The organism is Arthrobacter ulcerisalmonis, from assembly GCF_900609065.1.
Taxonomy (GTDB): domain Bacteria; phylum Actinomycetota; class Actinomycetes; order Actinomycetales; family Micrococcaceae; genus Arthrobacter; species Arthrobacter ulcerisalmonis.
The window spans coordinates 63171-75466 of the sequence record NZ_UXAU01000026.1 but is presented as its reverse complement, the minus strand read 5'-3'; the positions used below and the strand labels follow the sequence as shown (position 1 = coordinate 75466).

The following is a 12296-nucleotide window of genomic DNA, read 5'->3' as shown; positions in this document are numbered from 1 at the left end:
CACCAAGGCTAGGCTTCCCGAATGACTTCGTTGACTTCCATCTGGCCCCTCATGGGACTTTCGCTGGCCACGCCGCGCCTGATCCTGCGTCCCATCACTGACGACGACATCCCTGCGGCCGTTGCGGCGGCGGCCAGCGGCATCCACGATCCCCACCAGAATCCGTTCAGCAACCCCTGGACGGAGCTGCCACCTGAGACGATGGGCACCAACATGGCGCAGTGGTATTGGCGGTGCCGGGGGCAGGCCACGCCGGAAGAGTGGACCCTGCTGCTGGGTATCTGGGCAGGCGAGGAGTTCATTGGCTGCCAAGACATCGGCGCCAAGGACTTCGCCGCCCGTAAGACCGTCAGCACCGGATCCTGGCTTCGCCAGTCGCACCAGGGCCAGGGCCTCGGCAAAGAAATGCGATCTGCTGCCCTCCTGTGGGCCTTCGACTGGCTGGGGGCCGAGGCAGCTCACAGCGAGGCCGCCGTCTGGAATGCCGCCTCCCTCGGCGTCTCCGCGTCCCTGGGGTACAGCAACAACGGTGTTTCCCGGGAGAAGTGGGGCGCTGCGGCCAAGGACGTGCAGCACGTCCGGGTCACGGCGTCGACCTTTATCCGTCCCGAGTGGACGCTGCAGGTTCAGGGCCACGAAGCTGCCGCGACATTCCTGACCGCCACCTAGCACTCCAGTCGGGAACACCAGCCGTGGCCGCCCCTCAACGCGGGACGGCCATGGCAGAGGGCGGGTCAGCCCTCCAGCAGTTCGGTGACCAGGGCCGCGATGGGTGAGCGTTCCGAGCGGGTCAGCGTGGTGTGCCCGAACAGGGGGTGGCCCTTCAAGGTCTCCACGACGGCGGCGATTCCGTCATGCCGGCCAACGCGCAGGTTGTCGCGCTGGGCGACGTCGTGCGTGAGGACGATCTTCGAGTTCTGGCCCATCCGGCTCATGACGGTGAGCAGCACGTTCTTTTCGAGCGACTGGGCCTCATCCACGATGACAAACGCGTCGTGGAGGGAGCGGCCGCGAATGTGCGTCAGGGGCATGACCTCAAGCATGCCGCGATCCATCACTTCCTCCACCACTTCTTGGCTGACCAAGGCACCGAGGGTATCAAAGACCGCCTGCGCCCAGGGGTTCATTTTCTCCTGTTCGGATCCGGGCAGATAGCCCAGTTCCTGCCCGCCCACGGCATAGAGGGGCCGGAACACGATCACTTTGCGGTGTTCGCGCCGCTCCAAGACCGCTTCCAACCCGGCACATAGCGCCAACGCCGACTTGCCCGTACCGGCCCGGCCGCCAATGGAGACGATGCCGACGGCGGGATCCATCAGCATGTCGATGGCCAGGCGTTGTTCAGCGGAGCGCCCGTGCAGGCCGAAGACATCGCGGTCGCCCTTGACCAGCCGGACCTGTTTGTCGGCCCCCACCCGTCCCAGCGCCGAGCCACGATTGGACAGCAGGACCAGGCCGGTGTTGACCGGCATCTCCGCGGCAGAGGGAATAAACACTGGTTCATGGCCGTACAACGTGGTGATCTCTTCTTCGGTGGCTTCCACCTCGGCGATCCCGGTCCAGCCCGAATCTTGGACCAGCTCGTTGCGGTATTCGTCTGCGGTCAACCCCATCGCGGACGCTTTGACGCGCATGGGGAGGTCTTTGGACACCACCGTGACGTTGCGGCCTTCATTGGCGAGATTCTTGGCGACCGCGAGGATCCTGCTGTCGTTGTCTCCGCTGCGGAACCCCAGCGGCAGCACCTCCGCCGAAATGTGGTTCAACTCCACCACCAGGGTGCCGCCCGAGTCGCCTATGGGGATGGGCTGGTTGAGTCCGCCGTGCTTCACCCGAAGGTCATCGAGGAGCCGCAGTGCTTTGCGGGCGAAATATCCCAGTTCCGGATCGTGCCGTTTTTTCTCCAGCTCGGAGATGACGACGATCGGCAGGATCACCTCGTGCTCGGCGAACCGCAGCAGCGCCAAGGGATCGGAGAGGAGGACTGAGGTGTCAATGACGAAGCTGCTCATGGTGGCATCCCTTTCAGAGACAGCAAAACCGGCAACAGCCGTTGTGGCTGCACCGGTTGTGGTGGTGGCTCGCTTGGCGCGAGAGGTAGCTTTCTGTCCCTCGGAAACACCCTCGGGCAGTTGTTCAGAAATAGCCACATCGACTCCAGCCCCGGGCGCGTGCCCGGATTTGTTAGTGGTGAGGCGGTTCGGCCTGAAGGCCGGACGCGGCCTCCCATACACCCGGTGCGAAAGTCCGCTCCATGTACTGGCCTCCCCGAACAGCCGGCGATAGTGCCTGCTGATATGTTCAACGTAAATCCACGCCAGGTAATTTCCCGCATCATTCGTCGGCGATTCCTGTTGCCAGGATGTGAATTCCGGATGAACGCGGTTTACCGGCCCGGTCCAGGCCGCAGCAACGCGACCAGCAGCAGTTCAGGCGCCGAAGCGGCGTTGCCTGCCGGCGTAGTCCCGCAGGGCCCGGAGAAAATCTACCTTGCGGAATGCGGGCCACAGGGCTTCGCAGAAGTAAAACTCGCTGTAGGCGCTTTGCCACATCAGGAAACCGGAAAGGCGCTGCTCCCCCGAGGTCCTGATGACCAGGTCGGGGTCCGGTTGACCGCGGGTATAGAGGAACCTGGAAATATCGTCGACGGTGAGGGTGTCAGCCACCACCGTCATGTCCGTACCCTTGGCCACGGCGGCATGCAAGAGTTCACGCACCGCATCCACGATTTCGCGCCGCCCACCGTAGCCCACTGCCACGTTGACATGGAGGTTTTCGTGCACGGGAGTTCGCGCGGTGAGCGAGGTCAGGCGTTCGGCCAGGTAGTCGGGCAGTAGCTCGGGGGCGCCCATAGCGTGGACCGAAATGTTGGCGTCCTCGTCCAGCCTGTCCAAGGTGTTGGCAATGATTCCCATGAGGAGGTCCAGTTCTTCGCTGGACCGGCTCATGTTGTCGGTGGACAGCATGTACAGCGTGACCACCTTCACGCCGAGTTCCTGGCACCAGCCGAGGAACTCGTGGATCTTGTCAGCACCGGCTTGGTGGCCCTGGCTGGTGGGGGCATTGAACTGTTTGGCCCAGCGACGGTTGCCATCCACCATCACGCCGATGTGGCGGGGAATGCGCCCGCCGGCCAGGTCGCGCAGCAGCCGGCGTTCGTAGAAGCCATAGAGGAACCCGGGTAATTCCACGTGCCCACCTGACTTCCTGGCTGATCGTTCCTTGCATATCCTAGGCTACCGCCCTGTCCTGGCAGGGGCACCGCCGAGTGTTACCCCGCAGTAACTTAGCGCCGCGTGGTTTATTCTGGGGTCATGACCAGGAAGCTCCCACCGGGAACAGACGTGCCTGAATCCGGCGCCAATCCAACGCCTTCGCACGGCGCATCAGGGCCGTTGGATGAGGCCGCAATCCGGCTGGCAGAGCTCCTGATGATCAAGCCGAAATGGCGGGGCTGGATCCACACTGTCGCCGCACCGCTGGCGTTAGCCGCCGGTATTGTCTTGGTGGTCCTCGCCCCCCGTAGCGACCTCAAGATCGCCTCCGCCGTCTACGCCCTGACCGGCGTGCTGCTGTTTGGGGTCAGCGCCGTCTATCACCGCGGCAACTGGTCCCCGGGCGTCAAACGGGTTCTGAAGCGACTCGACCACACCAACATCATGTTGGTCATTGCCGGCAGCTACACACCCCTAGCCTGGAGCCTGCTGGAACGCTCCCAGGCTGTCCTGCTGCTGTGGATCATCTGGTCTGGAGCCATCCTCGGGGTGCTGTTCCGGCTGCTGTGGACGGACGCGCCGCGCTGGCTCTACGTCCCCATCTACATCGCCCTCGGCTGTGGCGCCTTGGTGTATCTGCCCCAGTTTTTCCAGGCCAGCATCCCTGCGGCCGTCCTGATCTGCGTCGGCGGCGCCCTCTATATCACCGGGGCAGTGTTCTACGCCCTGAAGAAACCAAACATCAGCTACCACCACTTCGGGTTTCACGAACTCTTCCACGCCCTGACGGTGTTCGCCTTCGCGGCGCACTTCGTCGCCATCGCCCTCGCGGTCCTACGCTGACCAACGGGGCGCATCGGGGCGGGTGATGGGCAGCTGTCCCCATCGCGGCCAGCACCGGGGTCGCCTAAAATTGGATCATTCCAAAGCCTGAAGTGGGGGAACAAGGTGTCACCTGGTCTGTACGGCGCGGACATCGCGCAACTACGGAGCCTGTCGAAGTCCATCGGACAGTCAGGCAGCCGATTGCTCTCGGTTGAATCGACGGTCAACGGCATCGTGGGCAGTTCGCTCTGGAAAGGGGCCGACGGCGACCGGTTCCGGAACGAATGGACCTCATCGTTGCGGCCGATGCTGCACACCGCTGCAGACTCCCTGCGCAGCCAGGCCAGGCAGCTCCTGACCGAGGCCGACCAGCAGGAGACCGCCAGTGGCGGCGGCTCGTCCGGCGGTCCTGGCGGCATACCCGGAACTCCCAGCAGTCCCGGCACCCCTGGACAGACTCCGGCCGGCACTGACGATCCAAACAATCCGTTCCTGGACATCCACAACAACACCGCCTATCAGGTCCTCAACACCGCTGCGGCCGGCGGCGGCTTCATTTCCGATGTCCTCCTGAGCCAGATGTCCAAGGCAGGCCTGCTGGCCAAGGGCTCCTGGTCGCTGTTGGGCGCGCAGTATGGCCAGATGCCCGGCGTCGGCTACGTCAACGGCACCCGGCTGCTGAACGGGCTATCCATGGTTGGCCGCGCCGCGGGTGTCCTCAGCGTCCTGGGTGGCGGCATCCAAATGGTTGACGGCATCATGAGCGGCGACGCCTATGCAGCAACGGATGGCGGCGTCACCGCGGTCCTGGCCGCAGGCAGCTTCATCCCCGGTGTTGGTCTGGGCTTCGCCGCTGCCGGACTGGTCTGGGCCGGTGCTGGTTTCCTGGCCAAGGGGCTTGGCTATGATTCCACCTCCGAGATGGTGGTGGATGGTGCTAAAAAGGTGGGCGGCGCGATCGCCGACGGCGCCAATGCAGTGGCGGATGGTGCCAAAAAGGTTTGGGGTTGGCTGGGCGGCTAGCGCCACTTCCCTAGAATGGCTGAGGACGATGCGAAATACAGCGAGGAAATGATGAACGACGATACGCCGCTCCGACTGACCGAACACGAACTGATCGCGCTGCTGGCCATGAACAAGACCCCGGCCGCGAACATCACCACCGACATTTTCCGGCTCCGGCATGTAGCCGAGAATGCGCTGCTGGAACAGGCAGGCATCACCACACTCCTGGTGCGCGGCCTGGCGGACGTGGCGGGGGACGACATTGTGCCCCTGGAGCAAGGCGCCATTCTGGCCGCGATCTTCAGCCATGCCGATGAGTGGCTGGAAATCGCGTTGGTGACCCCTGGCACCGACCATGTCATGTTCACCGCCGGATCGGCCGCTGGCGGTGTCCTGCTCAACCTGAGCAAACACGGCGTCCACGAGGTACAGCCGCTGGATCCCGAGCCCGGAATGCTGGGGCTTGGCGTGAAGCTGGCACGGCACTACCTCGAAACCGGCCTTGAGGGCTACCCCGCAGCAGCCATGGTCAAGCATCACCGGTTGTCCGGGCTGCCCCTCACCGCACACCTTAAGGTCAGCCAGGATGGCACGTGGACGCTGGCCACCGGCGACGACGGTGCCGCAAAAACTGACGTTGTGGACGCCGCCGACGGGATCCGCCGTTTCGAAGCCGCGCTGACGTTCGCGGACAACTGAGCGCGCTGCGCCCCACCTGCAAGGACTGACTCGACGTGATGTATCCACCCGCCGGAACCCCCGGTTTCTCCCCCCGCCAACGCGATCTGGACTTTTGGCTGTCAGCTGACGCGGCCGGCCTCGCCACCCCGGGCATCACCACCGCGCTACGTGCCATGGCATGGAACCGCAGCCAGCAGCGAGGCCTGGCAGGCGCTGTCCTTGGCGTCGGCATCGCCCTCACCGGTGGCGGCCTGCTGGCGGCCGCAGCGGGCGGGATCGGCGCGGCAGCCGCAGTGGGCATCCCCGGCGTCGTCCTGGTGATCCTCGGCGTCAGTCTCTTCGCTCGCATCCGGCAACGCAAGCTGCCCCGGATCACCATGACGGCACCCTCGCGCGCACCCAGCAAGCTCAGCTCCGGGATCGGCCTAGGCGCATTCTTCACGGTGATGTTTGGCGTGATCCTCTACCCGCTGGCTGGCCGGCTGATGGAGTCGGTGCCTGCCGGAGCTGTCCTGGTGCTGGGCTACGCCGTCTTGCTGGTGGTGCTGATGGGCAGCGTGTTTACGCTGCCCTCCTACTTCATGACGCACGCCGTCCGTGATTTCAAAGCGGACATTGCAGCGTCGCCCGATCTGCGCCAGGGCCTTGAAGGCTTGGCCCTGACGTGGCGGGATCCCGTGGGCAGCAGGGAGTTCGGCCCGCTTTAGTCTTTGGAACGTTCGACGACGGCGGTCTCGGCGTCGTCGAACCCTGCAGGTTCTGCGGTGTCGAGGTGGTCGTGGGCGTCAGCCGCTGCCACGTCGGCGGCCGCTGCGGCTGCCAGCTTCTCTTCCTCTACCTGCGCACGGTAGCGGACCTTGCGGATCCGGCGCACCATGTCGACGATCAGCAGCGCCGTGGCCAGCACAAAGAAGGCCGTCATGATGAACCCGAGCAGGCCAGGCGTCACCTGATCCTCTGACAATCCGTCGCGCAGGCCAGGGGTGGGCAGCGGGGTGGGGGTTGTGGCGAGGCTCAGCAGCAGATGATGCACGGTTAATACCTTCTGTGACACGGTGGCAGCAGGCGTGGGGACGACCCTGTCAGGATTGGTCTTCTACACGGCATAGAAATTGCCTGCAGCCTCTATCTTAGCCCGGCGAACAGGTCCCGTTCGGGCAGGGTGGATTCCACGTGGGACGAAATCAGGGTGTAGTCCTCCCACGGCCAAGCCCGACGCTGCATGTCAGTGGAAACAGCAAAGAAGAAGCCCAGCGGGTCGATCTGGGTTCGGTGCGCGCGAAGGGCGTCATCCCGGGCCTCGAAGTAGTCGCCGCAATCAACCTGGGTTGTGGTGGGGTGCTTGGGCGGCGGCGGGGTGTGCCCCTCCGCATCGGATTCGAGCCAGGCCGCCAGCCGTTCGGCATACGGGGACTGCAGTCCCGCTTCTTCCAGGGCAAAGTGCAGGGCGCGGAAGCGTTCGGGACTGAACGCGCGGTCGTAGTACAGCTTGCTGGGCTGCCAGGGCTCCCCTGTTCCCGGGTACCGGCTCGGATCGCCGGCGGCCTCGAATGCCTCAACGGCAACCCGGTGCGCCATGATGTGGTCCGGGTGGGGGTAGCCGCCGTTTTCGTCGTAGGCAAGGATGACCTGAGGCTTGAAGTCGCGGACCAGGCGGACCAGGGGTGCGGCAGCATGCTCCAGCGTGAGGGTGGCGAAGGAACCCATAGGCAGCGGGGGCAGCGGATCGCCTTCCGGCAGGCCGGAGTCAACGAACCCGAGCCAACGCTGCGCGACCCCTAGGAACCCGGCCGCGTTGGCCATCTCCACCCGCCGGGCGCCAGCCATATCCCGTTTCGGGTGTGGCGCCGTTTCCATTGCCGGATTTTGGATATCGCCGCGCGAACCGTCGGTACAGGTGGCTACCATGACGTCAACGCCGGCAGCAGCGTACATGGCCATGGTGGCGGCACCCTTGCTGGATTCGTCATCCGGGTGGGCATGGACGGCGAGCAACCGAAGCGGGGTGGAGGAATTGCTGGACGCTGTCATGGGGTGACCGCTCCTTGATCTGGGATTCTGGCGTGCCGTGAACGGGGATGCGGATGCGGCGACTGGTGGCCGCAATGGCCACCTGCAGAGAGGCCCTAAACTGGAAGGGTGACTTCCCCGGACCCATCGGCACCCGCGCCCGCAGACACCAGCCTAGCTAATCGGTATGGTGCAAAAAAACAGGGTCCCTCCCGGAGGACCAGGCGGCTGGTGGTGATCGGTGCCCTCGCTGTCGGAATTGGCTACCTTGGCTGGGTTTCCACGTCCAATTCGCTGAACTCGGTGACGTTCAAGGACATCGGCTACAGTACGCCCGATGGCACGCTGGCCCAGGTTGATTTCCAGGTCACCCGGGAACCCGGCACAGCCGTAAAATGCGCCGTGAAAGCCCTCGATTCCAAGTATGCAGTGGTCGGCTGGAAAGTCGTGGATATCCCCACCGACGCCGCTGATCTGGCATCCAACGGCGGCCGCACGCTAAACCAACGCATTGACCTCAACACCGAGTCCCCTTCTGTATCGGGAGTAGTGGACAGCTGCTGGATCCCCAAGGCGTGAGCCACGCAGGGGTGTGAGCTGCACCTCTGCTGCGTTGGGATATCTCTTCGCGACTGATTACACTGGTCTAATACCCTTTACCCCGCTCAGCTGGTTGCTGTTCCACAAGTGGCCACCTGGCGGGGTCTTTTGCATGTAAGACCATTAGAGGAGAAGTCCGTGTCTACCACCAACAGCGCAGCTGCCGCCTGGCTCACCCAGGAAGCTTTTGACCGCCTGAAGGCAGAGCTGGACCACCTTTCCGGCCCCGGCCGGGCAGAGATCGTCCAGAAGATCGAGGCCGCCCGCCAGGAAGGTGACCTCAAGGAGAACGGTGGATACCACGCCGCCAAGGAAGAGCAGGGCAAGATCGAGGCCCGCATCCGCCAGCTCACAGCGCTTTTGCGTGACGCCAACGTGGGCGAATCGCCGGCCGATGACGGCATCGTGGAGCCCGGCATGCTGGTAGTCGCCAAGATCGCCGGTGACGAAGAGAAATTCCTCTTGGGTTCACGCGAAATTGCCGGCGAGTCTGACCTCGATGTCTTCAGCGAGAAGTCTCCGCTGGGTGCCGCCATCCTGGGCCACAAGGAGGGCGATTCCATCAGCTACGTAGCGCCGAACGGAAAGACCATTCCGGTGGAGATCATCTCCGCCAAGCCATACGCGGCCTAGAGTCCTGCACGCAGAAGCGCCGCATGTCCACAAGGACAGGCGGCGCTTCTGCGTTAAGCCCACTGACCTGGAGGTGCCAGCGTCAGCGCCGCAGCACGGCAAGATGACCCTCAGCGTTGCAGCGCGGGCGCCTTGGGCCGGAGCAGCAGCGCGGCCACAACGCCGCCCGAAGCTCCACCAAGGTGTGCCTGCCATGACACGAATCCTGCCACTGTGGGCAAGATGCCCCACAAGATGCTGCCGTAGACCAGGAACAGCACCACGGCCAGCAGGATCTGCTTCCAACTGTGGTTGAAGAATCCCCGGACCAGGAGGAACGCAAACAGCCCAAAGACCAGGCCGGAGGCACCAACCGTCACCCCGCCGTCGCCGATCAACCAGACCGCCACGCCAGAACCGAGCCAGCTGAGCGCCAGCGCCGTGATAAAGACCCGCGCACCGGCCAGGAACACCAGGAAACCGAAGATCAACAACGGGAAGATGTTCGAGAGCAGGTGGTTGAGGTTTGCGTGCAGGAGGGGGAACGTGAAGATGTCCAGCAGCCCATCAACCGCCCGCGGCCGGAGGCCAAAGGTTCGTGTCAGTGAACGCTGGAGCAGCGCGTTGATCACCTCGATGATGATCAGCAGCACCACGAATCCGCCCACCACCATGAGGCCGCGTTTGGCACGCTCTGCGGTTGTCTGCGGCTCCCCCGCGGTTTGTCGTCGGATCAATCCAGCCACGCCTGCCCCCCTAGTGCACAACAATCGGTTGGAAGCCCTCGGCCCTAAGGGCGCCCAGGACCTGCTCGCCATGTTCGTGTCCCTTGGTTTCGAGGTTCACGGTGATGGAGACGTCTCCCATGCTGATCGATCCACCCACGCGGGTGTGATCGAGGCCGGTGACGTTGGCGTCGTTTTCGGCGATGATGCGTGCGATGGTCGCCAGCGAACCGGGCCGGTCATCAAGCATCATTCGGACGGTCATGAACCGGCCCGCGGCGGAGAGGCCGCGCTGGATGACTTTGAGCATGAGCATGGGGTCGATGTTTCCGCCGGACAAGACCACCACGGTGGTGCCGGGGTTTTCGATTTTTCCGTCCATCAGCGCCGCGATGCCCACAGCACCGGCGGGTTCAACCACCATCTTGGCGCGTTCCAGGAGGAAGATCAGCGCTCTGGCCAGCGAGTCCTCGCTGACCGTCACCACGTCATCGACCAGTTCGCGGATGATGCTGAAGGGAAGTTGCCCTGGCCGGCCCACAGCAATGCCGTCGGCCATGGTGGACACCTTCTTGAGCGGCACCAAGGCGTCGGCGGCAAGCGAGGGTGGGTAGGCGGCAGCGTTTTCGGCCTGGACGCCGATGATCTTGATGTCCCGGCCCAGTTCTTTGGCCCGGGCTTTGACGGCCACGGCAACGCCGGCGAGCAGCCCACCACCGCCGACGCCCATCAGGATGGTGTCCACGTTGGGGACCTGTTCAAGGATTTCCAGCCCCAGCGTGCCTTGGCCTGCCACCACGTCCACGTTGTCGAAGGGGTGCACAAAGACCATGCCGGTCTCGTCGCTGTAGCGCTGCGCCTCCGCGAGGGCTTCGTCCACGTTGTGGCCGTGCAGGATGACCTCTGCGCCGTGGCTTCGGGTAGCTGCCAGTTTGGGCAGCGCCACCCCCAGAGGCATGTAGATCCGGGCTTTGATACCGAGGCTCTTCGCGGCTACCGCCACGCCTTGGGCGTGGTTGCCGGCCGAGGCCGCCACGACCCCGCGCTTCTTTTCCTCCGGGGAAAGCCGGGCCATCCGCACGTAGGCGCCCCGCACCTTGAAGGAGCCAGCGCGCTGCAAATTCTCGCATTTGAAGAAGACCTCGCCACCCACTTGGCTGCCTAGGGCGCGGGAAGATTCGATCGGCGTGCGCGCAATAATCCCGTCAAGCAGCTTCTGCGCCTCAAGGACATCGTCCAGGGTGACGGGAAGGGTTTCCAGGATATTCACGTACTACTCTCCTTTGGGTTCGTCCCCTGAACGGCGCTCCGTTGCCGGGCTCGCGTCAGGGTCTGCTGCGGTGGAGCCGAGGTCAGCCTGCCGTCCGCCGCCCTGGGCGGGGGGACGTTCTGCGCCCACCTGAGTGGACGTGGCCCCGACGCCAGCCGGCAGCAGGACTGCCGGCACCTCTTCATGTTCCCACGCCCTGGCGGCAATGTAGCGAACTGACGAGTTTACGACGGCGAGAATCGGCACCGAGAACAACGCACCGGGGATGCCGGCCAGGTATGAGCCCGCTGCCACGGCGAGGATCACGGCCACCGGGTGTAGGGAGACAGCCTTGCCCATGACCAGCGGCTGCAGGATGTGGCTTTCCAATTGCTGCACCAGCAAAACGATGGCCAGCATGATCAAGGCGTTGATGGGACCGTTGGCCACCAGCGCCAGGAGGACGGCGAGCGCGCCGGTCACCAGGGCACCCACCACGGGAATGAAGGAACCGATGAACACCAGGACGCTCAGCGGCAGGGCCAGCGGAACACCGATAATGGCTGCACCGGCGCCGATACCGATCGCGTCCACTGCCGCGACGAAGAGTTGGATCCGCACGTAGCTGACCATAGAGGTCCAGCCCTTGCGGCCGGCACCGAAAGCGCCCGGCCGTGCCTTGCGGGGCAGGAGCCGCACCAGGAACGCCCAGATCCGGCTGCCTTCGAGGAGGAAGAAGATCAGGATGAACAGTGCCAGGACCAGCCCTGCCGCGAAGTGGCCGGCCGTGCTGCCGAACGATAGTGCGCCGCTGAGGATGCTGCTGCTGTTCTCCTGCAGGGCTGCGGTGGCTTCCTTGAGGTACTGGTCGATCTGGTCTGCCGTGAGGTGCAGCGGACCATCCGCCAGCCAATCCTGGATCTGGACCACGCCGTTGAGGGCCTCAGACCACAGTTCACCGAGGCCGGCAAAGAGTTGGCGTCCCACCAGAGCCAGGGCGCCGACGATCACGCCCAGGAACGCCACCACGGTGAGGGCTACTGCCAGGCCGCGCGGCAGGTTCCGTTGCGCCAGCCAGGTCACCACGGGGTTCAGCAGGCCCGCCAGCAACGCGGCGACCATCAGCGGGATGATGAGGAAGCTGATTTTGCTGAGGAGCCAGATCAGCGCTCCGCCCACCAGCAGGATCAGGCCGAGCCGCCACGCCCAGGAGGCAGCAATCCGGATTCCGTAGGGAATGTCTTGGTCCAATTCCCTGTCCGTGAGGACGCGCAGCGGTGAAGCGGGGTGTGCTGGCGAACCTGAGGCCATGGCGTTGGCGGCGTCGTTGGGAGGCGTCATAGCCTAATCCTTACCCAGCACGGCCTCAATCGG

The 12296-nt window shown here is 64.4% G+C and carries 14 protein-coding genes; 7 read left to right on the top strand and 7 right to left on the bottom strand.

What is annotated here, in order from left to right:
• Nucleotides 1–21 precede the first annotated feature (21 nt).
• On the top strand, nt 22–669 hold the full coding sequence (locus PSET11_RS09770) for a GNAT family N-acetyltransferase (RefSeq protein ID WP_124091914.1): 648 nt from the start codon (nt 22–24) through the stop codon (nt 667–669).
• 65 nt (nt 670–734) lie between these two features.
• Here the strand turns inward: PSET11_RS09770 and phoH2 are convergent, their stop codons facing one another.
• Together phoH2 and PSET11_RS09760 are read right to left on the bottom strand one after the other, a co-directional pair.
• Nucleotides 735–2150 carry an RNA 5'-3' helicase PhoH2 gene (gene phoH2, locus PSET11_RS09765; RefSeq protein ID WP_124091913.1) on the bottom strand — a complete coding sequence of 472 codons (1416 nt, stop codon included), beginning with the start codon at nt 2148–2150 and terminating at the stop codon, nt 735–737.
• Between the two features lie 279 nt (nt 2151–2429).
• Nucleotides 2430–3191: an isoprenyl transferase gene (locus PSET11_RS09760; protein WP_124091912.1), complete on the bottom strand. Its 762-nt coding sequence runs from the start codon at nt 3189–3191 to the stop codon at nt 2430–2432.
• Between the two features lie 225 nt (nt 3192–3416).
• On the opposite strand from PSET11_RS09760, the gene trhA reads away from it, so the two are divergent.
• The 4 genes from trhA to PSET11_RS09740 all read left to right on the top strand — a co-directional run bounded on the left by trhA (nt 3417) and on the right by PSET11_RS09740 (nt 6433).
• Nucleotides 3417–4058 carry a PAQR family membrane homeostasis protein TrhA gene (trhA, locus tag PSET11_RS09755; protein WP_124091977.1) on the top strand — a complete coding sequence of 214 codons (642 nt, stop codon included), beginning with the start codon at nt 3417–3419 and terminating at the stop codon, nt 4056–4058.
• 105 nt (nt 4059–4163) lie between these two features.
• Nucleotides 4164–5063, top strand: coding sequence for a WXG100 family type VII secretion target (locus PSET11_RS09750; RefSeq protein WP_124091911.1), 900 nt, complete (start codon nt 4164–4166; stop codon nt 5061–5063).
• A 48-nt stretch (nt 5064–5111) separates the two neighbouring features.
• The gene (locus PSET11_RS09745) at nt 5112–5744 is read left to right on the top strand and encodes a hypothetical protein (protein WP_203415946.1); all 633 of its coding nucleotides are present in this window, start codon (nt 5112–5114) and stop codon (nt 5742–5744) included.
• Nucleotides 5745–5779: 35 nt separating this feature from the next.
• Complete coding sequence (locus tag PSET11_RS09740; RefSeq protein WP_124091909.1) at nt 5780–6433, top strand: hypothetical protein; 654 nt, start codon at nt 5780–5782, stop codon at nt 6431–6433.
• On the opposite strand, the gene PSET11_RS09735 is transcribed toward PSET11_RS09740, so the two are convergent.
• Together PSET11_RS09735 and mca are read right to left on the bottom strand one after the other, a co-directional pair.
• Nucleotides 6430–6759: a hypothetical protein gene (locus PSET11_RS09735; protein WP_124091908.1), complete on the bottom strand. Its 330-nt coding sequence runs from the start codon at nt 6757–6759 to the stop codon at nt 6430–6432. The two genes, PSET11_RS09740 and PSET11_RS09735, sit on opposite strands and share 4 nt — an antisense overlap.
• A 92-nt stretch (nt 6760–6851) precedes the next feature.
• Complete coding sequence (gene mca / locus PSET11_RS09730) at nt 6852–7757, bottom strand: mycothiol conjugate amidase Mca (protein WP_124091907.1); 906 nt, start codon at nt 7755–7757, stop codon at nt 6852–6854.
• A gap of 108 nt (nt 7758–7865) precedes the next feature.
• On the opposite strand from mca, the gene PSET11_RS09725 reads away from it, so the two are divergent.
• The gene (locus tag PSET11_RS09725) at nt 7866–8315 is read left to right on the top strand and encodes a DUF4307 domain-containing protein (RefSeq protein WP_124091906.1); all 450 of its coding nucleotides are present in this window, start codon (nt 7866–7868) and stop codon (nt 8313–8315) included.
• 159 nt (nt 8316–8474) lie between these two features.
• Nucleotides 8475–8969, top strand: coding sequence for a transcription elongation factor GreA (greA, locus tag PSET11_RS09720; RefSeq protein ID WP_124091905.1), 495 nt, complete (start codon nt 8475–8477; stop codon nt 8967–8969).
• Between the two features lie 110 nt (nt 8970–9079).
• Here the strand turns inward: greA and PSET11_RS09715 are convergent, their stop codons facing one another.
• Genes PSET11_RS09715 through PSET11_RS09705 form a run of 3 tightly spaced genes read right to left on the bottom strand, consistent with a single transcriptional unit; the run spans nt 9080 to nt 12263 of the window.
• A complete protein-coding gene (locus PSET11_RS09715; protein ID WP_238989095.1) occupies nt 9080–9694 on the bottom strand; it encodes a rhomboid family intramembrane serine protease in 615 nt (204 codons plus the stop codon).
• Between the two features lie 10 nt (nt 9695–9704).
• Complete coding sequence (ilvA, locus tag PSET11_RS09710; protein ID WP_124091903.1) at nt 9705–10943, bottom strand: threonine ammonia-lyase; 1239 nt, start codon at nt 10941–10943, stop codon at nt 9705–9707.
• A gap of 3 nt (nt 10944–10946) precedes the next feature.
• Nucleotides 10947–12263, bottom strand: a complete 1317-nt coding sequence (locus PSET11_RS09705) for an AI-2E family transporter (RefSeq protein ID WP_124091902.1) — start codon at nt 12261–12263, stop codon at nt 10947–10949.
• Nucleotides 12264–12296 lie beyond the last annotated feature (33 nt).